This is a genomic window from Rathayibacter sp. PhB186 (assembly GCF_003751825.1).
Lineage (GTDB): Bacteria > Actinomycetota > Actinomycetes > Actinomycetales > Microbacteriaceae > Rathayibacter > Rathayibacter festucae.
Genome location: NZ_RJKO01000004.1, coordinates 220,658 through 243,568, shown reverse-complemented (window position 1 = coordinate 243,568; position 22,911 = coordinate 220,658). Strand labels below are relative to the sequence as shown.

Below are 22,911 nucleotides of genomic sequence, written 5' to 3'. Positions count from 1 at the left end.
ATCCCCGCCGGCCTCAGCCCACTACGGGACCGCGGTCCGGTGGACGGCGGGTACATCGACGCGATCATGCCGTGACAGCCGGACCTCGAGGCGCCAGGCGCCGGAGTCCTCAGCGTGCCGGTGCCGGTGCCGGCGCCGGGAGCGTCAGCGACGTGAAGCGCCGCACCTGCTCCGTCAGGGCGCGCTCGGTCGGCAGCCGCTCCATGGAGGAGGCGCCGTAGAAGCCGTCGAGGCCGACTGCGTTGCTGAGCACGTACTGCGCGTCCTCCGGCTCGGCGACGGGGCCGCCGTGCACGAGTACGATCACGTCGCTGCGGACGCGGCGGGCCGCGGCCGCCCAGGCCGTGGCCAGCTGGACGCCGTCGTCCAGGGTCCGTGCGGTCTCGGCGCCGATCGAGCCGCCGGTGGTCAGACCCAGGTGCACCACGACGACGTCGGCGCCCGCCTCGGTCATCGCGACCGCGTCCTCCTCGGAGAAGACGTACGGCGTGGTCAGCAGGTCCTCGGCCCGCGCGGCGCGGATGAGCTCGACCTCCTTGTCGTAGCCCATCCCCGTCTCCTCGAGGTTGGCGCGGAAGTTGCCGTCGATCAGTCCTACGGTCGGGAAGTTCTGGATGCCCGAGAATCCCTGGTCCTTCAGCTGCCGGAGGAAGCGCGGCACGTCGAGGAACGGATCCGTGCCGTTCACCCCGGCGAGCACGGGCGTGCGCTGCGGCACGCCGAGGATCTCGCGCCCCATGTCGACGACGATGTCGTTCGCGTTGCCGTAGGCGAGCAGGCCGCTGAGCGAGCCGCGGCCCGCCATCCGGAAGCGGCCGGAGTTGTAGATGATGATCAGATCGGCCCCGCCGTCCTCCTCGCACTTCGCCGAGAGGCCGGTGCCAGCGCCGGCCCCGACGATCGGCTCGCCGAGGGCGACCTTGGTGCGGAGACGGTCGAGGATGTCGGTGCGGGCGACGAAGGTCATGAGTGCGCTCCCTGGAGGGTCGGTGTGCGGGGTGCGGTGATCGCGGCGTGCAGCCGGGCGACGGCCGCCTCGGCGAAGGCCGGATCGTTGATGTCTGTGTCGAGCTCCACGAGCTCGACCGGGGAGCCGGCGAGTCCGGCTCGGACCGCTCCGAAGAGCGCGTCGTCGGCCTCGCCGTCGGAGAAGGGACCGCCGGGAACGGCGATCGCCGAGACTCCGCCGAGCGGGAGCAGCACGGTGGTGGGCCCGGAGGACTCCGCGACCCGCGCGGCCAGGCGCGCGCCCAGCTCGGCGCACTCCGCGGCCGTCGTCCGCATCAGCGTGACGCTCGAGTTGTGCACGTGCAGCCGACGCTCGTGGAAGCGCTCCGGGACCGTGTCGACGGCGCCGAAGTTCACCATGTCGAGCGCGCCGACGGAGACCACCTGCGGCACGCCGACGGCGGCCGCGGCGCGCAGGCGGTCGGGCCCCGCCGAGAACACTCCGCCGACGAGCTCGTCGGCCAGCTCGGTCGTCGTCAGGTCGAGCACCCCGGCGAAGAAGCCCTGCCGGATCAGCGACTCCATCGCTCGCCCGCCCGAGCCGGTCATGTGGAAGACGAGCACCTCGTAGCCGAGCTCCTCGAGCCGCTCGCGCGCCCGGGTCACGCACGGGGTCGTCACGCCGAACATGCTGGCGGCGATCATCGGGCGCACGCCGTCGTCGGGAACGGGCTCAGCGGTGACCATCCCGGCCATCGCCGCCGCGGCGTTGGCGAGGATGCGCAGCGAGATCCGGTTCAGCCCGGCGATGTCGACGACCGAGGGCGCGAGGATCAGGTCGCTGCTCCCGACGTACTGCTCGGTCGCTCCCGACGCGGCCGTCGAGACGATCAGCTTCGGGAAGCCCAGCGGCAGCGCACCGAACGCGGTCGCGGCCAGCGAGGTGCCACCCGTCCCGCCGAGCGCGAGCGCGCCCTGCACGGAGCCCTGCGCGACGAGGTCGCGGACGACGGCCGTCGCTCCGGCCGCCATGACGGCCATCGCGGCGCCCCGGTCCCCCGCGGCGGCGAGCGCCGCAGCGCTCGAGCCGCCGGCGCGGGCCACCGTGTCGCGGTCGATGTCCGGCGCGAGTCCCGGTGCGCCGAGCACTCCGGCGTCGATCACGATCGAGTCGACGCCCGCCGATCTCAGGCGGTCTCGGAGGAACGCGTACTCCTCGCCCTTGGTGTCGAGCGTTCCGAGCAACACGACGGTGTGCGGCATCGCGAGGTCCTTCCTCCTCCGGCCCCGTCGCCATCGGTCGATTGACCCGGCCGGGGATTGCTCCCATGATGTGCCGATGACGTATCAGGCAGCGAGTGCCAATGCCTTCCGATTGGTCGCGGTCGGCGCGAACCGGCTCCTCCGGCTGCTCGGCGAGTGGCAGCAGGGTGAGAGCGCGCTGCATGAGGAACTCGCCGCGGCGCTGCGCACGCTCATCCGCAGCGGGGCGCTGCCGTCGGGATCGCGGCTGCCGTCCGAGCGGATCCTCGGCGCGGCGCTCGGCGTGAGCCGCAACACGGTGACCAAGGCACTCGACGACCTCCGCGCCGAGGGTCTGCTCTCGAGCCGACGGGGCGACGGGACGTACGTCAGCGCGTCACGGCACCCGCAGACCAGTCGTGGCGGCGACCGCCTCCGGTCCTTCGTCGGTGAGGCCGCGGCCGTCGACCGCATCGATCTGCGGAGCGCGGCGCTGCCCGGCCTGCCGATGGTCGCGGACGAGTTCAACGCGATCGACAGCTCGCGCACCCGCGATCTCGTGGCGGGCCACGGCTACATCCCGGCGGGTCTCGCCGAGCTCCGGCTGGCGGTCGCCGGGTACTACACCGACCTCGGACTGCCGACGATGCCGGAGCACATCCTGATCACCTCCGGGGCGCAGCAGGCCCTCCGGCTCGCTGCCGCGGTGTTCGTCGCCCCGGGCGCCACGGTGCTCGTCGAGGAGCCGACCTTCCGCGGGGCCATCGAATCGCTCAAGGCGCTGGGCGCGCGCCTGGTCGGCGTGACCTCCGGGCCGGACGGCATCGACGTCGACGAGCTCGCGAAGCTGACCGTCGCCCTGAAGCCGGTGCTGATCGTCGTGCAGTCCACGGCGCAGAATCCGACGGGCTCGGTGCTCGACCACTTCCGCCGGAGCCGCCTGGCCACCCTCTCGGCGCGGCACAGCGTCCCGGTCATCGACGACGCGACGCTCGCCGACACGGTCATCGACGGCGAGCGCCGCCCCATCCCGCTCGCCGCGGGCGGGGAGTCGATCATGACCGTCGGCTCGGTGAGCAAGTCGTTCTGGGGCGGGCTGCGCGTCGGCTGGCTGCGCGCCCGGCCGGACCTCGTGGCCGAGCTCGCCGCGGTGAAGGGCGGGGAGGATCTGGGCACCTCGGTCCTCGCGCAGATCGTGGCCGCGCGGCTGCTCGGGCGGATCGAGCGCGCTCGCGACGAGCGGCTGCTCCTGCTGTCGGAGCACCGGCGCCTGGTGCTCGACGCGGTGGCGGAGCACCTGCCGAGCTGGTCGCCGCAGATCCCGCAGGGCGGCGGCTCGCTCTGGATCAAGCTCCCCGAGCCTCGCGCGACGGCCCTCGCTCAGCGGGCGGAGCGGGCGGGAGTGCGGATCCTGCCGGGTCCGACCTTCAGCGTCGACGACCGCCTCGACGACCACGTCCGGATCTCCTACGCCAACGATCCGGCGCTCACGCGGGCCGGGATCGAGATCCTGGCCGCTACCTGGAACACGCTTCCCGACTGAGGGCGTCCCGTGGGCCAACGTGCCCGTATTGGCTCTCTTCTCGATCGGATCGGCCCTCCAGGCTGAACTCGAAGCGGCGACCGTGCCGCTCGACGCCGAGGTCGAACACCCTGACCTCGTCGTCCGACGAGGAGGTCCGGATGAACGACAGCGCAGGACAGACCGACAGCGCGGAGCAGACGAGACGGCACCGCATCGCGGTGGTGGGCGCCGGCGGTGTGAGCGAGATGCACTTCGACGGCTTCCGCCTGCGGCCCGAGCGGATCGACGTGGTCGCCGTGATCGACCCCTCGCCCGAGCGGCGCGAGTGGGCCGTCTCGACCTACGGCGTGCCGAGCGCCTTCGCCAGCATCGCGGAGGCCCTCGCGGCCGTCGATTTCGACGTCGCCGTGGTCTGCACGCCCAGCCACGTCCGGCTCGAGACCGTCCGCGAGCTCGCCGCGGCCGGCAAGCACCTCCTGGTCGAGAAGCCCTTCGCCGACGGGATCGACGAGGCGCGCGAGCTGGTCCGCATCACCGACGAGGCGGGAGTGCAGCTGGCGGTCGACCAGAACTTCCGCGAGCACTACGGCTTCGAGCTGGCCCGCGAGCTGATCCAGGCGGGCCGGATCGGGCGGGTCCGCGTGATCAACCACCGCGAGCTGATGCACCGCGTCGACGAGGGCTGGCGCAACGATCAGCCCCACCACGCTCTGATGGTGATGGGCGTGCACTGGCTCGACGGCTTCCGCCGGTTGATCGACCAGGACGCCACCTGGCTCACAGCCACCACGTTCTCGTCGCCGTCCGTGCCCGCCGTCGGCGAGACCGACGCGAACCTGCAGATCCGCTTCGGCGACGTCACCGTCACCTACACCGACAGCTTCTCGAGCTGGATCACCCAGTGGGACACCATCGTCCTGGGCGACGAGGGCACCCTGCACATCACCGGCGGCGGCATCGTCCTCGCCGGCCCCGACGGCACGGAGCGGATCGAGAACCCGCTGTCGACGGGCGAGGCGAAGCCGCTCACCGCCTACGGTGCGCTGGCCGGCCTCCTCGACGCCGTCGAGACCGGGGTCGAGGCGCCCAACTCCGGCCGCGACAACCTCAAGACGGTGTCGCTGATCGACGGGGCCTATCGCTCGGCCGAGACGGGTGCGCCGATCGATCTGGTGGACGGGCTCCTGCCATGACCACGGTGCTGGAGCCGCCGCGGCGCACGCCCGCGCCGCCGCCCGCGGTGACCCCGCCGGCGCGCACTCCCGTCGCGGCGTTCCGGGAGGTCCTCCAGGTCCGCGCCTTCGCGATCCCGCTGCTCATCGTGTTCGCGGTGCTGTTCGCGTATCCGCTGGTGCAGTCGCTCTACTGGAGCTTCACCGACTTCGGCGGCTACAGCACCGAGGTGTCCTTCGTCGGCCTCGACAACTACGCGGCGATCTTCACCGACCCGTCGATGATCGCCGGCCTCGGCTTCACGATCCTCTTCACGCTCGGCACGACGGTCCTCGTCACGGTGATCGCGATCCCGGCCGCGGTCGTGCTCAACCGGGCCTTCCTCGGCCGGAACTTCGTCCGCTCGGTCTTCTTCTTCCCGTCGATCCCGAGCGTCGCGATCCTCGGCCTCGTCTGGGGGTTCATCCTCTCGCCGCTCGGCTCCGGCGCCCTGAACTCGCTGCTGCGGAGCACCCTCGGCATCGGACCCGTGCCGTGGCTGTCCGACTCCGCCCTCGCCCAGCTCTCGGTGATCGTCGTGGGGGTGTGGTCGACCGCCGGCTGGCACGCGATCCTCTACCTCGCCTACCTGCAGTCCATCCCGGCCGATCTCTACGAGGTCGCGACGGTGGACGGGGCGAGCGCGCTGCAGAAGTTCCGGCACATCACCGTTCCGCTGCTCACCCCGGCGCTGACGATCAGCTGCCTGCTGCTGATGACCAGCGGCCTCAAGGTCTACGAGCTGCCGTTCACGCTGACCAGCGGCGGACCCGGATTCTCGACGAACACGATCACGCAGACGATCATCCAGAACGGCATCTCGCAGGCCCAGTTCGGGCGCGCCTCCGCCCTCGCGGTCGTCTTCATGCTGCTCGTCGGCGCGATCGTCGCCGTGCAGCTCCTGCTCTCGAACCGACTCGAACGGAGGACGTCATGAGCCGCACCGTCGCCGCTCCCGCGCCCGCGACCGCCCCCGATCCGGCGAGCACTCCTGCCCCCGCCCGCACCGCCGCCCGGCGCTCGGAGGTCCTGCGGCCGGGCGCCCTGCTCACCAGCGCGATCATGCTGCCGCTGGCGCTGATCGTCGGCCTGCCCTTCTACTACATCGTCGTCAACACGTTCAAGACGCAGGCCGAGACGGCCGCCGCTCCGCTCGCGCTGCCGACGGTCTGGCGGCTCGACACCTACACCCGCGTGCTCGAGAGCGTGCCGATCGTCCAGGCCTTCGGCAACACCCTGCTGGTCACCGCGGTCTCGATCGTGCTGATGCTGCTGATCGGCTCGCTGGCCGCCTTCTCGGTGATCCTGCGCCGATCGCGGTTCGTCACGATCGTCTTCGTGATCGCCTTCCTCGTGCCCGGGCAGGTGACGCTGATCCCGCTCTACCGGCTCTTCGCACAGCTCGGCCTCGTCGACTCGCTGTGGGGGCTGATCCTGATGTACACCGCGGGATCGGTCTTCTGCTACTTCCTGATCGTCGGCTACATGCGCACCATTCCGGGCGAGATGATCGAGGCCGCCAAGCTCGACGGCGCGAGCCCGTTCCAGATCTACTGGCGCATTGCGCTCCCCCTCATCCGCCCGATCCTGATCACGGTCGGCGTGTTCCAGACGATGTGGGTGTGGAACGACTTCCTCACCCCGGTCGTCTTCCTCAGCTCCCCGCAGAACCAGACGCTGGTGCTGCAGGTGTACAAGGCGGTCGGCGAGTTCTCGGTCGACTGGCCGGCGTTCCTCGCCCTCTCCGTCCTCGCTCTGATCCCGATGGTGATCTTCTTCGTCGCCATGCAGCGGCACATCGTGAACGGCCTCCTCGCCGGCAGCGTCAAGGGCTGACCTCTCCCTCCCTCTCCTCTCCTTCTCCTCTCTCTTCCAGAAAGCGAATCCTGCAATGACGCACAGATCCCGCACCCGCACCCGACTGCGCACCGCGCTCCTCGGCGGTGTCGCGCTCGCCCTCGTGCTCAGCGGCTGCTCCGCCGCCGGTGGCGACGGCCGCACGACCCTCACCTTCATGACCTGGGACAACCCCGAGGTCATGGAGCCGGTGGTCGCCGCCTTCGAGGAGGCGAACCCCGACATCCGCGTCGAGGTCTCGCACGCCCCTCCGGTGGCCGAGTACATCTCGACGCTGCAGAACCGGCTGCTGGCCGGCACCGCCGCCGACGTCTTCGTGATGGGCTCCGAGAACAAGACGAACCTCATCGACGGCGAGCTCGTCGTCGACATCACCGACGAGCCCTACATGGACGTCGTCGCGCCCCTGAACAAGGAGATCCGCGGCAGGGACGGGCGCACCTACGGACTCTCGATCTCGTCCTGGTCGACGGGGCTCGCCTACGACACGGATCTCGTGGCGTCGCTCGGCTACGACGAGTTCCCGACCGAGTGGGACGACTTCGTGCAGCTGCTGCGCGACATCAAGGAGACCGGCACGACCCCGTACCTCGAGCCGTGGAGCGCGCTGCCCGACAGCATCGCCTCAAGCGTCGGCGCCGCGAACGCCCGCAACGGCGTGAGCGATCTCGACGCCTTCGACGGCGGCGGCTCCTTCGAGGAGAACTGGGCGGAGCCGCTGGGCCAATGGGCCGAGCTGTTCGACGAGGGCCTGATCTCGCAGGACGTCGTCGGAGTGAACGGCGACCAGGTGCTGGAGGAGTTCGTCACCGGGCGCGCCGCGATGATCCCGATGGGTCCGTGGAACGTCACGAAGGTGCCGGAGCTGAACCCCGACCTGAACTGGGAGATCGCGGGCTTCCCGCAGCCCGACGGCGAGCCCTGGTTCTCGGGCAACGCCTCGCCCGGCTGGGTGATCAACGCGAAGGCGAAGCAGCCGGAGGCCGCGCAGGCGTTCCTCGGCTTCCTCGCCAGCCCCGAGGGCGTCGCCGCCTTCCAGAAGGCGACGAACTCGATGACGACGACGACCAACTACGAGCCCGCGATCGACGAGCACCTCGCACCCAACCTGCTCGCCCTGCAGGAGGACCGGGTGTACCTGCCGCAGGCCGCCTGGCCGCGCTACCAGGACGCGCTGAACGTCGAGATGGTCGCGCAGCTGCAGCTGATGGCGCAGGGGCAGCTGACTCCGGCGGAGGTCGGCGCGGCGCTGGACGCGAAGGTCGCGCAGCTCGGGGGCTGACGCTCTCGGCGCCCGGCCTGTCCGGGCCGGGCGCCCCTTGATGACGTATCGACTACGACGAAGGAGACGACATGATCGAGAACCAGACCCGCCGCGGCGGCTTCGTGCCCGCCGGAGGCGCCACCACGGTCCCGCAGGAATGGGGCCGGCTCGAGTGGATGATCGCCGGCTCGGAGGGGAACTCCGACGTCCTCACCGTCGGCAAGTGCTTCATCCAGCCCGGCCGCAACAACCCCGTGCACCACCACCCCAACTGCGACGAGGTGCTCACCGTGATCCGCGGCCGAATCCGCAACCGGGTGAACGACGACTACGTAGAGATGGGCCCCGGCGACACCATCTCGATCCCTCTCGGCGCCACCCACAACGCCGTGAACATCGGCGACGAGGAGTGCGAGCTGCTCATCGTGTTCGACACGGCCGAGCGCGAGGTGATCGGAGAATGAGCGTGTCGCGGCTGGCGTTCTCGAAGTTCTTGGAGCCGGCGGAGGTTCCGGTGCTGGTGTCGAGCTTCCGGGCGGAGGGGTACGAAGGACTGCAGCTGAAAGGGGCGCAGTACGCCGAGTACGTGGGTGATCCCTCTCGTGCCCTCGCCTCGCTGGGAGAGGATCCGGGCATCTACTCGGCGCTGATCACCGGGGATTCTCTGGACGAGGCGGGGCAGGAGCGGATCGCGGCGACCATCGCGTTCGCCGCGGCGGTGGGGGCCGAGCGGATCGTGTTCTGCCACGGGCATCCGCACGAGGGGGTGGATGCTGCGATGCGGCGCTCGTTCGCCTCGACGCTGACCGATATCGCCTCTCGGTCGCGGGACGCCGGCGTGGCGTTCTCGCTGCACCACCACACGGACCAGCCGGTGATGGAGCTCGCGGACTTCCGCGAGTTCTTCGACGGGAGGGAGCCGGGGGTGCTCGGGCTGACCGTCGACACGGCGCATCTGGCGCGCTCGGGGGTCGAGGACCTGCCGGGCTTCATCGACGAGTTCGGGGCCTTCGTGGACAACCTGCACCTGAAGGACTACTCGATCCCGGTCGGGCGGGATGGGGAGTGGCGGGTCGCCGGGGAGGGCGTGCTCGACCTGGGCGGGGTGCTGAAGGCGCTCGGGCGGGCGGGGTACGCCGGGTGGATCTGCGTCGACGAGGAGAGTGAGGCGACGCTGGAGGAGGGGCTGCGGCGGTCGAAGGGGTGGCTGGCGCGGCGGGATCTGGGCGCTGTGCGGTCGCCGGCGTGACCGTCCGCCCGCCGGCTGCGGCTGCCATGGCGTGACCACGAAGTCGACCGGCTCGATCCCGCTCGCCGAGCTGCTGCCGCCGGGCCTCGCCCGCCCTGCTTGAATGAGTCGATGACCTCCCGCGCCGACCACCTCGCCGACTTCGCCGAGTTCCTCACCGCCTCGCCCTCCTCCTTCCACGCCGCGGCGGAGACCGCGCGGCGACTGGCGGCGGCGGGGTTCGAGTCCGTCGACGAGACCGCCGCGTGGCCCTCGGAGCCCGGGCGCTACTTCGTCCTCCGCGACGGGGCGGTCATCGCCTGGCACGTCCCGGCCGGGGCCACCGCGGTGACGCCGTTCCGCATCCTCGGCGCGCACACCGACTCCCCCGGCTTCAAGCTCAAGCCCCGGCCGACGGTCGAGTCGAAGGGCTGGCTGCAGGCCGGCGTCGAGGTCTACGGCGGACCGCTGCTCAACTCCTGGCTCGACCGCGAGCTCGAGCTGGCCGGCCGCATCGTCACCCGCGACGGCGCCGAGGTGCTCGTGCGCACCGGCCCGTTCCTGCGCATCCCGCAGCTCGCGATCCACCTCGACCGCGAGGCGAACGACGGCCTGAAGCTCGACCGGCAGAAGCACACCGTCCCCGTCTACGGCCTGGGCGACGCGGACGGGAACGACCTGCTCGAGATCCTCGCCGCGAAGGCCGGGCTCGACGGCGCCGCCGACATCACCGGCTACGACCTCATCACCGCGGACACCCAGCCGCCCGCGCGCTTCGGCCTCGACGACGCGCTCTTCGCGGCCGGGCGGATGGACGACCTCAGCTCGGTGCACGCGGGACTCGTGGCGCTGCTCGCGGCGAGCGGCACGGATGCGGACGCCGCCGCCGCGCCGGGGCACATCAGCATGCTCGCCGCCTTCGACCACGAGGAGCTCGGCTCGGCCAGCCGCTCCGGAGCGAGCGGGCCCTTCCTCGAGGACGTCCTCACCCGCGTCGGCGCCGCGCTCGGCGCGGGTGTCGACGAGCGCGCCCGGGCGATGGCGCGGTCCTGGTGCTTCTCCGCCGACGCCGGCCACTCCGTGCACCCGAACTACCCGGAGAAGCACGACCCGGTGAACCAGCCGGTCGCCGGCAAGGGCCCGCTGCTCAAGATCAACGCCTCGCAGCGCTACGCGACCGATGCCCGCGGCGCCGCGCTCTGGGCCGGCGTGTGCGCGCGGGCCGGAGTGGAGTTCCAGGAGTTCGTCTCGAACAACACGGTCCCCTGCGGCTCCACGATCGGGCCGCTCACCGCCACCCGGCTCGGGATCTCGACCGTCGACGTCGGCGTCCCGCTGCTGTCGATGCACTCCGCGCGCGAGCTCGCCCACGTCGACGACCTCGTCGCCCTGACCCGCGCGATCGAGGCCTTCTTCACGTCGGCCGGCTGACGCCGGCGGGGCTGCAGGCCGCCGTCTCGACGGGGGCGGATCTCGATACGCGCGCTGCGCGCGCTACTCGATCAGCATGGAGAGGGCGCGCTGCGCGCACTGCTCGCTCAGCCTGAAAGGGCGCACCGCGCGATCAGCACGGCGGGGCACTGCGCGATCATCACGGCGGGGCGCTGCGCGCGCTGCCCGATCACAAGGCGCCATCTGCAGCACCATGTGATCGGGAGGGAAAGGCGGCCGCTGCCTGACCATGCTGGTCGAGTAGCCCCGCAGGGGCGTATCGAGACCCGCCCTCCTCGGCAGTGCCGGTCCGGAGACGCGGTCCTCCGACGTGAGCGGAACGGCCCCTCCCGGATCGCAACCCCCTTGCCGCGCCACCCGAGCACGGGGTGCCCTGGTGCATGCGCGAAGTGAAGCTCGTCCGTCTCGTCAGCCGTCTCGAGAACGTGGCCGCCCTCGATCCGCTCGTCGACCGGGTCAAGAAGGTGGTCGACGCGGTCATCCGGCCGCAGCCCGTGCGGGACGTGCTGCACGGCGTCCCGATCGGGCACCCGGTGCATCCGCTGCTCGTGCTCGTGCCGACCGGCGCGTGGGTGTCGGCGGCGGTCCTCGATCTGCTGCCCGGCAACGAGCGCGCGGCGCGCACCCTCATCGGCCTGGGGATCGTCAGCGTGCTGCCCACCGCCGCCGCCGGCTACACCGACTGGTCCGAGCTGCACGAGCAGCAGAAGCGCGTCGGGCTCGTCCACGCGGCGGCCAACGTCGCCGGGACCGTCCTCTACACCGCATCCTTCGTCCAGCGCGTGCGCGGGCGGCGCACCAGCGGGAAGGTGCTCAGCGCGCTCGGCCTCGCCGTCGTCTCCGGCGGCGGCTACCTCGGCGGCCACCTCAGCTACCGCCAGGCGGCCGGCGCGAATCACACCGAGGACGTGCCGCACCGCTTCCCGACCGGCTGGCAGCCCCTCGGCCCGCTCGCCGAGCTGCCGCAGGACTCCCCCGTGAAGAGGACCGTCGCCGAGACCCCGCTGCTCGCCGTCCGCCGCGGCGACCGCGTCGACGTCCTCTCGAACGTCTGCAGCCACCTCTCCGGCCCCCTCGACGAGGGCGAGCTCCGCGGCACCGGCGCCGACGCCTGCATCACCTGCCCCTGGCACGCGAGCGCCTTCTCGCTCGAGACCGGCGAGGTCGTCCGCGGCCCCGCCACCTCGCCCCAGCCGCGCTTCGAGACGCGCGTCACCGACGGCCTGGTGGAGGTGCTGCTGCCGCACGCGGGGTGAGCGGGGACCCCCGCGGCGCCACTGCGCCGACGGAGCAGCAGTGACAGGGCGCTTCCCGCCCACGCCGGACCGTCCCGTCGAGCGACCCTGGCCGAGGACTCCTCGCCGCGGTCGTCCCGAATGGACGCGCAACGGGCTTCGGCTGCGCTCAGACCCCGTCGTCCGTCCACTCGCGGGCGGGCACGCGGGCGACCGGACGCGAAGAGGGCTCTGGGACGTGCCACGAGCCCGTTCCGAGTCCACTCGCGCGCGAAGCACGGCAGCTGCGGCGCTGGACGACGGCGGGTGCCCGACTCGGCGGTCAGCTCCGCTCCGCAGGTCCAGGCGCGCCTCCCTCACTCCGCCGATCCTCCGCCAGTGCGGCGAGCTGCTCGCGGCAGCGCGCCAGCAGCGCGTCCTTCTGCTGCTGCGGCTCCGGCGGGAACAGCTCGCCGGGGCGGGACCAGTCGGCCGTGGCCGGGATCGCGGCCTCCTCGTCGATCCACTCCGAGAAGGCCGTCGTCAGGCGGTCGGCCTCGGCGCGGCGCCCGAGCGCCAGGAGCGCGCGGATCGCGGAGACCGTCTGCTCGTCGTAGTGCGGCGCCGTCACGGCGTCGCCGGTCAGCCCGGCGGCCGCCTCCCAGTCGTCGGCGGCGCCCGCGTCGTCGCCGAGGCGCGCCCGCGCGGTACCGCGGCGGAGCAGCAGCCCGGCGGGGACGGCCGACTGCGGGCGCTCCTCGCCGAGACAGGCGGGCGGCGCGAGGGCGGCGCAGAGGAAGGTCAGCGCATCGGCGGGCGACGACGCGTCGGCGAGCGCGATCATCGTCGCGTCCCAGACCTCGAGCACGCGCCCCTCGGGCACCCGGCTCCCCGGGCCCTCCCCCTGCCCGAGCACCCGGCCCAGCAGCAGGCCCTGAGCGCGACCCGCTCGGCCGTCCGCGACCAGCAGCGCCGCGTACTCGAGGGTCAGATCGTCGCGCTCGAGGACGAGCGCCTCGTTCTCCTCGAGGAGGGCGAGCCGCCCCTCGTGCCCGAGGAGCACCCGGAGCCGGTCGTACTCGACGAGGAGCCCCGCGTCGCCGGGGGCGAGGTGCCGAGCGCGCTCGAGGTAGGCGAGCCCCGCCTCGGCGTCGCCGTAGGCGGTGCAGGAGGCCGCCCCCAGCGCGCGCAGCGCGGCCACCCGCACCCACGCCCTCGGGTCGTGCGCGGCGGCGGACCACGTAGCAGCGAAGGCGTCCTCGACGCGGCCCACCGCGGAGTACCAGCCGCCGAGGAGGAAGCGGGCGGTGGTGTCCTCGGCGTCGGCCGCCTCCAGCGCCTCGACGTCCTCGAGGCGGACCGGGCGGCAGCCCTCGAGCGGCGCCTGCTGCGCGGTCCGCCGGGCGGCCCGCGCCTGGTCGGGGCGACCCTGCCGCTCGTGCAGCAGTGCGGCGTGGTAGTGCACCAGCGGCACCACCCCGGTCCGCTCGGCGGGGGTGCGCCGCGCGGCATCGGCCGCGAGCGCCAGGGCGAGCAGTCGCAGTGCGTCGTCCGGCAGCCCCGCGTCGCGGTACTCCAGCGCGACGTCGAGCAGTGCGTCGGCGTCGGCGTCGAGCGGGCGGCCGGCGAGGTCGCGCGCCCAGTGGTCGAGCGGATCGCGCGCGAGCACGCTCTCGAGCAGCGCCCTCGACTGCTGCGCCCGCCGGCCGCGCCGGAGCACGACGGCGAGCAGGACCGTCGCCCGCGCGTGCTGCCCGTCGATCGCGCGCACCTCGCGCAGCACGGCCTCGGCCTCCTCGAGGCGGTCCGTCGCCAGGAGGAGCCGCCCGAGCGCGACACCGGACGGGACGCGCCAGGCCGGTGTCCTCCGCGCCGTGCTCAGAGCCTCGAGCGCCTCCTCCGGCCGTCCCTGCCGGGCGAGCAGCTCGCCCAGCCGGTGGTGCGCCTCGCCGTCGGCCGGCACCACGCCCCGTGAGGTCAGCCGCTCGATCGCGGAGCGGAGGTGGCCCTCCGCCTCGTCGAAGCGGCCCGCGGCGGCGAGCGACCGCGCCAGGGCGACGCGGCAGCGGGCGTCGCCGGGGTCCCGCCAGACCGCCTCCTCCCAGTAGTGCTCGGGCGCGCCTCCGGAGCGCGGGCGCTCCTCGAGGTGCAGACCGAGGAGGAAGAGCTCGTCGTTGGACGCGACGTCCTCCGGAGCGGGCGGAGGGGGAGGCGGCGCAGCGCTTCCCCTGGACGTTCCACTGGTACTGTCGGCGGAAATGGCAGCGTTGTCATCGAGCACGCCGCCCAGTCAAGATCAGATTCGCAGGCGGGACGGAGGACGGAACCCGTGGAACTTCTGGACGGAACGCTGATGCGGTGCGCACGGACGCCGACGATCCTCGGGGCGGGCTTCCCGGGCGAGACGATGCACGTCCTGCCGCGTCCCCGCGTCCGGGAGGCGCTGACGCAGCCGGGGACGTCTCACCTCCTGGTCACCGACTGCGGCCACTTCCCCGAGGCGCGCGGGCACGGACGAGTGCGCACCAGCCCGATCGTGGACGCCGTCGTCCTGGTCTGCACCCGGGGCTCCGGCTGGTGCACGACGGCGGCGGGCACCTTCGCCGTGACCGCGGGGCAGATCGTCCTGCTGCCGCCCGGCGAGCCGCACGGCTACGGGGCCGACGCCGCCGACCCGTGGACGCTGTGGTGGCTGCACCTCGCCGGCAGCGATCTGCCCGAGTTCCTGCAGGCCGCACGCGCCACGGTCGACGCTCCGGTGCGCACCCTGTCCGACGTCTACGCCGCCGTCGCGCTGATCTCGGCGGCGATCACGCACCTGGGCTGCGACTCGACGACGAACAGCCTGCTCGCCGCATCGGGCGCCGCCTGGCACCTGCTGGCGATCCTCGCCTCGGACCGCCCGCCCGGCGACGCGCGCAGCACCGCCCTCGACCGGGCCGCGCAGTTCCTCCACGACCACCCCGCCGAGCGGATCGAGGTGGCGGAGCTCGCCTCGATGGCGTGCCTGAGCCCGTCGCACTTCGCGGCCCTCTTCCGGCGCCGCTTCGGGATGCCGGTGCTGCAGTACCGGACCGAGCTGCGGATGGCGCGGGCCCGCGAGCTGCTCGACATGACGGAGCGGCCGATCGCCGAGGTGGCCGCCGCGGCCGGCTACGAGGACTCCTTCTACTTCGCCCGGCAGTTCAAGCGGATCCACGGCCTGACTCCGCACGCGTACCGGACGCGGAACTGAGCGGAGCGGAGGACCGCGGCGCGGGCGCGGTCCCCCTGGTCTCCCCGAGCTCCCCGGACGCCAGGACGAGGCCGTTCAGCCGCCGCTGCAGCTCGACGTTCGCCCAGCCCGGGTGCTGCGGCGCGGAGTTGGAGCCGACGAGCGTGCCCCAGTAGCCGAGGTCGATGCAGCGCTGGACGGCGTAGCCGGCGAGGACCCGGCCGGCCGGCCCGTCCTCGAACTCCGCCTCCAGCGGCGTGTAGCCGATCCAGCCCTCGCCGACCACGGCGGGCACTCCGCGGCGGCGGGCCCAGGTCGCCACCGCGCGCAGCCGGACGTCGATCGCCTCCCGCATCGCGACCTCGTAGCGGCCGTAGTGCGAGTAGAGCCAGGAGTCCCACGCGACCGGATCGACCCGGTCGTAGGCGTAGAACATGCTCGGGCTGATGCCGGTCGCCGCGAGCCGCCACGGTTCGACGGTGTGCGCCAGGGCGTCGAACTCGGGCGCCCCCTCGCGCAGCAGCGATCTCAGCTCGGCGCTCGGGAACACCGGCGGCTCGGCCCGCACTCCCGCCCACTCCTCCAGCGCCGCGAGGACCCCGTAGACGTAGAAGTGCACGTGCGCGACCTGCGCGTTCTCCGGCACGGAGTCGAGGTCGAGGTACGGCGGGATCCCGTAGCAGACGGTCGACAGGACGTCCGGATGATCCGCCTGCAGGATCTCCAGCGCGGCGGTCAGGTACGGCTTCTGCGCCCAGAAGGTGTCGAGCCCCTCCGCCGGCACCTCGCCCAGCCGGGACAGGTCGACCTCGTTGTGCACCTCGACGTAGGCGATGCGGTCGGCCAGCCCCTCGGCCTCGAGGAAGGCGATCAGCCGCGATTCGGCGCGCGCGAGAGCCTCGTGGCGCTCGGTCGGCGGGATCGCCGCCAGCATGTCGTGCCAGGACGAGTCGCTGAGGAACGCGGGGCTCTGCTGGTACTCCCAGGAGGAGACGATGACGAACACGTCGTGCGCGGCGGCCTGGCGGAACAGCTCGACCAGGCGCGCCCGCAGGTCGAGCACGGCGCCGCCGACGGCGTCGTACCAGCGCGTGCCCCGGCCGACGTCACCGCCCATGTTCGAGAAGCGCAGCTGCGAGGTGTCGATCGAGTGGTCGCCGAACAGCAGGAGCGGAGCCGCGCAGATCCGGACCGTGTTGCAGCCGCGCTCCACCGCCTCGTCGAACGCGCGCCCGAGGTCGTGGAAGGGCTCGCCCGGCATCGTCCGCGTGTACCAGGAGAAGTCCCAGAGCGAGAGGGTCAGCCGCGGCGGCAGGTGAGCGGGCGGGTGGGGTGAGCGGGTCGCGCGGGTCATGCCGGGTGCTCCTTCGGGCCGGAACGGTGCTCCCACGCTAGGCCTCCTGCCGCCCGACCCGCACGGGCGATCCTCCGCAGAAGACTGGAGGATTCGCTGATCACCCAAGAACTGCCACAGATGCCCTGTCTGCGCCACCTGGACGATGGGACGGTCGACCGGCCGGCGCGGTGCGCACGCGCCGAGGGTCAGCCGCGCGGTGCCGCGACGGAGCCGCCCGGGCGCCACGGCCCGCCGATGCGCTCCTGCAGCAGCGGCGCGGCCGGATCGGCGAGGCGGGCGAGCAGCGCCTCCACCCCGCGGCGGCCGAGGGCGTGGCCCGGCGCGACGAGCAGATCGAGTGCCGGGGCGGCGAGGTCCGCGACGTCGGGGTCGGAGGCGAGCAGCACGATCGAGAGGTCTTCGGGCACCCGCACGCCGCGGTGGCGCAGCTCGTGCGCGAAGCCGACGGCCGCGCCGCCGTTGATCACCAGCACCGCCGTCGCCGTCTCCGGGTCGAGCGAGCGGGCCAGCGCGCGCCCGCCGGCGGGCGTCTCCTCGCAGCGCAGGTGCGCGGCGGTCAGGCCGCGGGCCGCGGCCGCCCGCTCGAACGCCTCCCGGGTCCGCGCGTAGGGGCCGAAGTCGGCGCCGCCCTCCGGCCCGAGCACGAGCGCGACCCGGCGGTGCCCCAGGGCGGTCAGGCGCTCGAGCGCCTCCTCGACCATGCCCTCGAAGTCGATGTCCACCCAGTCGAGCGCCGAGGGGTCGCGGGTGCGGCCGAGCAGGGCGAACGGGGTGCCGGAGTCGCGCAGGACCGCCACCCGCTCGTCGTCCGACGTCACCTGCATCAGCACGACGCCGTCGAGCAGGCCGTCGGCGCGCAGATCGGCGAGCTTCTCCGCGCCGCCGACCGTGGGCCAGAGCACGATCGAGTAGCCGCTCTCGGCGGCGGCCTCGGCGGCGCCGGCGAGGAAGGTCGTCGCGGTGTTCAGCGGACGCGAGGGGACCAGCGGGTAGACGATCGCGATCATCATCGAGCGCCGGCGGGCCAGCGCGCGAGCGAGGGCGTGCGGGCGGTAGCCGAGCTCGCGCATCGCCTCGCGGACCCGCTCAGCCGTCTCCGGCGAGACCGGCTTGCTGGCGTTGACGACGAAGGAGACGGTCGCGATCGACACGCCCGCGCGGCGCGCGACGTCCTGCATGGTCGCCATCGCGTCTCCCTCCGCTCGACGCGCCCCGCCGCGGTTGACGCGGGGGCGCGGTGTCCCGCAGTCTAGGAGCACTCGCCGGTAAAGCGCTTAACCGCTGCACCGGCGCACTCGACACCTCCGACGAAGAAGGACCCTCCGTGACCACACCCGCCGCTCCCCTCCGCGTCCTCGTCTGGGGCGAGAACCGCCACGAGCAGATCGAGGAGAAGGTCCGCGCGATCTACCCCGACGGCATGCACACGACGATCGCCGCCGGCATCACCGAGAACCTCGGCGAGCGCGCGACCGTCTCGACCACCACGCTCGACGAGCCCGAGCACGGCCTCACCGAGGAGGTCCTCGCCGGCACCGACGTGCTGGTCTGGTGGGGCCACATGGCGCACGACGCCGTCGCCGACGAGATCGTCGAGCGCGTGCAGCGCCACGTCCTCTCCGGCATGGGGCTCGTCGTCCTGCACTCCGGCCACTGGTCGAAGATCTTCGGGAAGCTGATGGGCACCACCTGCACGCTGCGCTGGCGCTCGGCCGAGGACCGCGAGATGGTCTGGACCGTCGACCCGACGCACCCCATCGCGCAGGGCGTGCCGCACCCCTTCACGATCCCGCAGCAGGAGATGTACGGCGAGTTCTTCGACGTCCCCGCGCCCGACGAGCTGGTCTTCCTCTCCACCTTCTCCGGCGGCGAGGTGTTCCGCTCCGGGATGACCTGGAAGCGCGGCCACGGCCGGATCTTCTTCTTCTCGCCCGGCGACCAGGACTTCCCCGTCTACCACCACGCCGACGTCCGCCGCGTGATCGCGAACGGCGTCGAGTGGGCGCACTCCGACCGCCCCGAGCGCCGCCTGCCCGTGCTGCAGCGCTACGAGTCCGGCGAGTTCTTCGCCGGCGAGGACTACCAGGGGGCGCTCGTCCGATGACCGTCCGTCTCGTCCAGGTCGGAGCGGGCGCCATGGGGCGCGCGTGGATCCGCACCATCCGCGACCACCCCGACGCCGAGCTGGTCGGCCTCGTCGACCTCGACGTCGCGCTCGCCGAGCGGGCCGCCGAGGAGGAGGGGGTCGGGCCGATCGCGGTCGGCAGCTCCGTCGCCGAGGTCGCCGCGCGCTCCGGCGCCGACGCGGTCGTCAACGTCACCGTGCCGCGCGCGCACCTGCCGGTGAGCAGCGAGGCGCTCTTCGCGGGGCTGCCGGTGCTGTCGGAGAAGCCGATCGCGCCGACGATCGCCGAGTCGCTGATCCTCGCCGCGACGAGCGAGGTCGCCGGGCGGCTGCTGATGACCAGCCAGTCGCGGCGGTACTACCCCGCGATCGCGGCGTTCCGCGAGCAGGTCGCCGGGCTCGGAGAGCTCGGAACGGCGTCGGTCCTGTTCGCGAAGGCGCCGCACTTCGGCGGCTTCCGCGAGGAGATGCCGCACGTGCTGCTGGTCGACATGGCGATCCACGCCTTCGACGCGGCGCGCTACGTCCTGGACCGCGACCCGGTCGCCGTCTACTGCGAGGAGTACAACCCGGGCTGGAGCTGGTACGCCGACGGTGCCGCGGCGAGCGCCGTCTTCGAGTTCGCCGGCGGCGTCCGCTTCAGCTACACCGGCAGCTGGTGCGCCGACGGGCTCGAGACGTCCTGGAACGGCGACTGGCGCGTGACCGGCGCGGGCGGCACCGCGCACTGGGACGGCGACGGCGCGCCCTCCTGGCAGGCACAGGAGTCGGAGGCGGTGCAGACCGCGACGCTCGAGCCCGGCCCGCAGGAGATCGCCGGCTCGCTCGCCGAGTTCGTGCGCGTGCTGGGGACCGGCGCCGTGCCCTCGGGCGAGGTGCACGCGAACGTGCGGAGCCTCGCGATGGTCGAGGCGGCGGTGCGCTCCTCCGAGACGGGCGCGCGCGTCCGCATCGACGACGTCCTCGAGGAGGGCTACGCCGAGGCCCTCGGCCTCGCGCGCGACGAGCGCGTGCGCGCCGCCCTGGCCGGCTGGGGCTCGGCGGCGGCAGGCCTCGCGGCCCGCTGACCCGACGGGCGAGGGCGCGCGGACCCATGCTGGTCGAGTAGCCGCGGCACGCGGCCCCATTCATGCTGGTCGAGTAGCCGCGGCACGCGGCGTATCGAGACCCACCGTCCTCAGCAGGACGGCTCTGCAGACTCCACTTCTGGCGCGGGCTGATCTCGATACGGCCGCTCCGCGCCCTACTCGATCAGCATGCATTCCCCCGCGCGGACAAGGTCGGCACGCCCCCTTCCATGCTGGTCGAGTAGCCGCGGCACGCGGCGTATCGAGACCCACCGTCCCCAGCAGGACGGCTCTGCAGACCCCTCTTCTGACGCAGGTGGATCTCGTCACGGCCGCTCCGCGCCCTACTCGATCAGCATGCATCCCCCGCACGTCGGCGCTCCATGCTGGTCGAGTAGCCGCGGCACGCGGCGTATCGAGACCCAGCCGCCCCCGGGCGTTCGCCCGCCGGACACGTGCGCGCGCCGCGGCGTTCACCCGGAGGGGCCAGCGTGGGCGGGTTCCTTCGAAACCGCTCAGGAGACCCGTGCCCCGTCACTTCGCCCCCCGCCGCACCGCCGGCGCCGCGCTCACCCTCGTCCTCGCGAGCTGCACCGTCGGCGCCGCACTGCCCGCCACCGCCGCCGGCGACTCCTTCTTCACCCGCGTCGCCACGGTGCCCGCGTACCTCAACGCCGCCGACCCGGCCGTCGACTCCGCCGTCGCCGAGATCTCCAGCGCCTCGCCCGACGGCCGCCTGGTCTACTCCACCGACTCCGCCGGCCAGCGGATCAACGTCCTCGACATCAGCGACCCGGATGCGCCGAAGCCCCTCGGCGGCGTCGGCGTCGGCGGCGAGCCCACCTCGGTCTACGCGACCGGCGAGTACGTGCTCGCGGTCGTCGACACCTCCGACGGCGACTTCGCGAACCCCTCGGGCCACGTCAGCGTCCTGCACGCCAGCGACCTCGCCCCGGTCGCGACGATCGAGCTCGGCGGCCAGCCCGACTCCATCGACGTCACCACCGCCGGCGACCTCGCCGTCATCGCGATCGAGAACCAGCGCGACGAGGAGTTCACGCCCGAGGGCGCCGAGGAGGGCGACCTCCCGCAGGCCCCCGCGGGCGAGCTCGTCGTCATGGACCTCACCGCCGACCCGTCCGCCTGGGTCGCCGAGCACATCGCGCTCACCGGCCTCGCGGGCCTCGACACCCCGAGCGACCCGGAGCCCGAGTACGTCTCGATCAACCCCGCCGACACCGCCGTCGCGGTGACCCTGCAGGAGAACAACGCCGTCGCGATCCTCGACCTGGCGACCCGCACCGTCACCGCGTCCTACTCGGCCGGCACCGCCTCCGTCTCCGGGATCGACACCCTCGACGACGACCGCATCGCGCTGACCGACTCGATCACCGACGTCCCGCGCGAGCCCGACGCGATCGGCTGGGTCGGCGACGACCACGTCGCGATCGCGAACGAGGGCGACTGGAAGGGCGGCACCCGCGGCTGGTCGATCCTCGACGCGGCCTCCGGCGCCGTGGTCTGGGACGCCGGCAACACCTTCGACCACCTCGCCGTCAGCCTCGGCCTCTACCCCGACAAGCGGTCCGACGCGAAGGGCTCCGAGCCGGAGGGACTGCTCTCGGCGACCTTCGACGGCGTGCCGTACGTCTTCGTCGGCGCCGAGCGCGCCAACTTCGTCGCGGTCTACGACGTCTCCGACCCCACCGCGCCCCGTCTCGTGCAGGCGCTGCCGTCCACGCCCGGTCCGGAGGGGCTGCTCGCCCTGCCCGAGCGCGACCTGCTGGTCGTCTCGAGCGAGACCGACGACGCCGAGGCGGCGGTGCGCGCGAGCGTGCAGCTCTACGCGCTCGGCGCCTCCGCCCCGGCCTTCCCGACCATCGCGTCGGCCGACGTCGACGGCTCGCCGCTGCCGTGGGGTGCGCTCTCCGGCCTGTCGGGCGACCCGGCCGCCGCGGATCGTCTCTACGCCGTGAGCGACAGCGCGTATGCGCCGAGCACGATCCACTCGGTCGACACCTCGGTCGTCCCGGCGCTGATCGACTCCACGCTGACCGTGACGGAGGCGGGTGAGCCGGCAGCCCTCGACCTCGAGGGCATCGCCGCGCGCGAGGACGGCGGCTTCTGGGCCGTGACCGAGGGCGCGACCGGGCCGGAGAACGCGCTGCTGCGCCTGGACGCCTCCGCCGCGGTGCTCGAGCGGATCGCGCTCCCCGCCGAGCTGGGCGACGCGCTCGGCTCGCAGGGTTTCGAGGGCGTCACGATCGAGGCGGGCGAGGGCGGCGAGATCGTCTGGACCGCACTGCAGCGGGAGGCGTCGACCGACGCCGACGGGATCGTCCGAATCGGACGCTACGACGTCGCGGCAGGCAGCTGGAGCTTCTTCGGCTACCCGCTGGAGGCGCCGTCCGGCGCCGAGGGCGACTGGAACGGCCTCTCCGAGATCACGCTGACGCCCGCCGGGACCCTCGCGGTCATCGAGCGCGACAAGCGCAACGGACCGGATGCGGCGCTCAAGGCCGTGTACACGGTGCCGCTGCCAACCGGCCCGGGCGCCGCGATCGGCGAGGAGCTCCCCGTGCTGGAGAAGACGCTCGCCGTCGACGTCCTGCCCGCGCTCGAGGCCGGCCACGGCTGGACGCAGGAGAAGCTCGAGGGCCTGGGCATCACCGGCGCCGGCGAGGTCTTCGCGGTCACCGACAACGACGGCGTCGACGACGCGAACGGCGAGACGGTGCTCGCGTCACTCGGCTCCGCGGCCGACGTGTTCGGAGCGGCGGCGACGCCGACCCCGGTGCCGACGGCCGAGCCGACCGATGCGCCGACGGCCGAGCCCACCACCTCGCCGACCGCGCAGCCCACGGCCGCGCCGACGCACCCCGCCGGTGCCGTGCCGCCGCGGACGGGCTCGGGCTCCGGCTCGCTCGCCTCGACCGGTGTCGAGACCGGCTGGCTCTCGGCCGCCGCGCTGTCCCTCCTCGCCGGCGGAGCCCTCGTGCTCGGCCTCGCCCGGAGGCGCCGCACGGCGCGCTGACAAGAGCGGATCTCGATACGGCCGCTGCGCGGCCTCCTCGATCAGCATGATTCCTCTGCTGGTCGTGGAGGCCGCGGCAGGCGGCCCCACCTGCTGGTCGAGTAGCCGCGGCACGCGGCGTATCGAGACCCGCCGTCGCCAGCAGGCAGGTCCGCAGACTCCTCTTTCGACG

18 protein-coding genes are annotated in these 22,911 nt (G+C 73.1%); 13 read left to right on the top strand and 5 right to left on the bottom strand.

Annotated features, from left to right (window positions below; translation table 11 throughout):
- Positions 1-109 precede the first annotated feature (109 nt).
- On the bottom strand, positions 110-967 hold the full coding sequence (locus EDF45_RS12880) for a phosphoenolpyruvate hydrolase family protein (RefSeq protein WP_123736381.1): 858 nt from the start codon (positions 965-967) through the stop codon (positions 110-112).
- Entirely contained in the window at positions 964-2,211 is a 1,248-nt protein-coding gene (locus tag EDF45_RS12875) for a Tm-1-like ATP-binding domain-containing protein (protein WP_123736382.1), read from the bottom strand. Before EDF45_RS12875 ends, EDF45_RS12880 begins: the two co-directional genes overlap by 4 nt.
- 76 nt (positions 2,212-2,287) lie before the next feature.
- Here EDF45_RS12875 and EDF45_RS12870 point away from each other — a divergent pair, with 76 nt between their 5' ends.
- The 9 genes from EDF45_RS12870 (at position 2,288) to EDF45_RS12830 (ending at position 11,984) form a co-directional block, all read left to right on the top strand.
- Positions 2,288-3,733 carry a PLP-dependent aminotransferase family protein gene (locus EDF45_RS12870; RefSeq protein ID WP_123736383.1) on the top strand — a complete coding sequence of 482 codons (1,446 nt, stop codon included), beginning with the start codon at positions 2,288-2,290 and terminating at the stop codon, positions 3,731-3,733.
- A 140-nt stretch (positions 3,734-3,873) separates the two neighbouring features.
- Positions 3,874-4,908 carry a Gfo/Idh/MocA family protein gene (locus EDF45_RS12865; RefSeq protein ID WP_123736384.1) on the top strand — a complete coding sequence of 345 codons (1,035 nt, stop codon included), beginning with the start codon at positions 3,874-3,876 and terminating at the stop codon, positions 4,906-4,908.
- Positions 4,905-5,864: a carbohydrate ABC transporter permease gene (locus tag EDF45_RS12860; RefSeq protein ID WP_123736385.1), complete on the top strand. Its 960-nt coding sequence runs from the start codon at positions 4,905-4,907 to the stop codon at positions 5,862-5,864. The genes EDF45_RS12865 and EDF45_RS12860 overlap by 4 nt, the downstream gene beginning before the upstream one ends.
- Entirely contained in the window at positions 5,861-6,763 is a 903-nt protein-coding gene (locus tag EDF45_RS12855; protein WP_123736386.1) for a carbohydrate ABC transporter permease, read from the top strand. The genes EDF45_RS12860 and EDF45_RS12855 overlap by 4 nt, the downstream gene beginning before the upstream one ends.
- A gap of 55 nt (positions 6,764-6,818) precedes the next feature.
- The gene (locus tag EDF45_RS12850; RefSeq protein ID WP_123736387.1) at positions 6,819-8,066 is read left to right on the top strand and encodes an ABC transporter substrate-binding protein; all 1,248 of its coding nucleotides are present in this window, start codon (positions 6,819-6,821) and stop codon (positions 8,064-8,066) included.
- Positions 8,067-8,137: 71 nt separating this feature from the next.
- Positions 8,138-8,512: a cupin domain-containing protein gene (locus EDF45_RS12845; protein WP_123736388.1), complete on the top strand. Its 375-nt coding sequence runs from the start codon at positions 8,138-8,140 to the stop codon at positions 8,510-8,512.
- Complete coding sequence (locus EDF45_RS12840; RefSeq protein WP_123736389.1) at positions 8,509-9,297, top strand: sugar phosphate isomerase/epimerase; 789 nt, start codon at positions 8,509-8,511, stop codon at positions 9,295-9,297. Before EDF45_RS12845 ends, EDF45_RS12840 begins: the two co-directional genes overlap by 4 nt.
- Before the next feature lie 111 nt (positions 9,298-9,408).
- Positions 9,409-10,707, top strand: coding sequence for a M18 family aminopeptidase (locus EDF45_RS12835; RefSeq protein ID WP_123736390.1), 1,299 nt, complete (start codon positions 9,409-9,411; stop codon positions 10,705-10,707).
- A gap of 401 nt (positions 10,708-11,108) precedes the next feature.
- A complete protein-coding gene (locus EDF45_RS12830) occupies positions 11,109-11,984 on the top strand; it encodes a Rieske 2Fe-2S domain-containing protein (protein WP_123736391.1) in 876 nt (291 codons plus the stop codon).
- Between the two features lie 301 nt (positions 11,985-12,285).
- On the opposite strand, the gene EDF45_RS12825 is transcribed toward EDF45_RS12830, so the two are convergent.
- Positions 12,286-14,223, bottom strand: coding sequence for a tetratricopeptide repeat protein (locus EDF45_RS12825; protein ID WP_123736392.1), 1,938 nt, complete (start codon positions 14,221-14,223; stop codon positions 12,286-12,288).
- A 48-nt stretch (positions 14,224-14,271) separates the two neighbouring features.
- On the opposite strand from EDF45_RS12825, the gene EDF45_RS12820 reads away from it, so the two are divergent.
- Complete coding sequence (locus EDF45_RS12820; RefSeq protein ID WP_221181117.1) at positions 14,272-15,177, top strand: AraC family transcriptional regulator; 906 nt, start codon at positions 14,272-14,274, stop codon at positions 15,175-15,177.
- Here the strand turns inward: EDF45_RS12820 and EDF45_RS12815 are convergent.
- Positions 15,128-16,510, bottom strand: a complete 1,383-nt coding sequence (locus EDF45_RS12815; RefSeq protein ID WP_123736393.1) for a cellulase-like family protein — start codon at positions 16,508-16,510, stop codon at positions 15,128-15,130. The genes EDF45_RS12820 and EDF45_RS12815 overlap by 50 nt on opposite strands.
- Before the next feature lie 188 nt (positions 16,511-16,698).
- Entirely contained in the window at positions 16,699-17,700 is a 1,002-nt protein-coding gene (locus tag EDF45_RS12810; RefSeq protein WP_123736394.1) for a LacI family DNA-binding transcriptional regulator, read from the bottom strand.
- A gap of 137 nt (positions 17,701-17,837) precedes the next feature.
- Between EDF45_RS12810 and EDF45_RS12805 the strand changes: the two genes are divergently transcribed.
- The 3 genes from EDF45_RS12805 (at position 17,838) to EDF45_RS12795 (ending at position 22,739) form a co-directional block, all read left to right on the top strand.
- Entirely contained in the window at positions 17,838-18,617 is a 780-nt protein-coding gene (locus EDF45_RS12805; RefSeq protein WP_123736395.1) for a ThuA domain-containing protein, read from the top strand.
- Complete coding sequence (locus tag EDF45_RS12800) at positions 18,614-19,705, top strand: Gfo/Idh/MocA family protein (RefSeq protein ID WP_123736396.1); 1,092 nt, start codon at positions 18,614-18,616, stop codon at positions 19,703-19,705. Before EDF45_RS12805 ends, EDF45_RS12800 begins: the two co-directional genes overlap by 4 nt.
- 526 nt (positions 19,706-20,231) lie before the next feature.
- A complete protein-coding gene (locus tag EDF45_RS12795) occupies positions 20,232-22,739 on the top strand; it encodes an esterase-like activity of phytase family protein (protein ID WP_123736397.1) in 2,508 nt (835 codons plus the stop codon).
- The last annotated feature ends 172 nt before the right edge of the window (positions 22,740-22,911 follow it).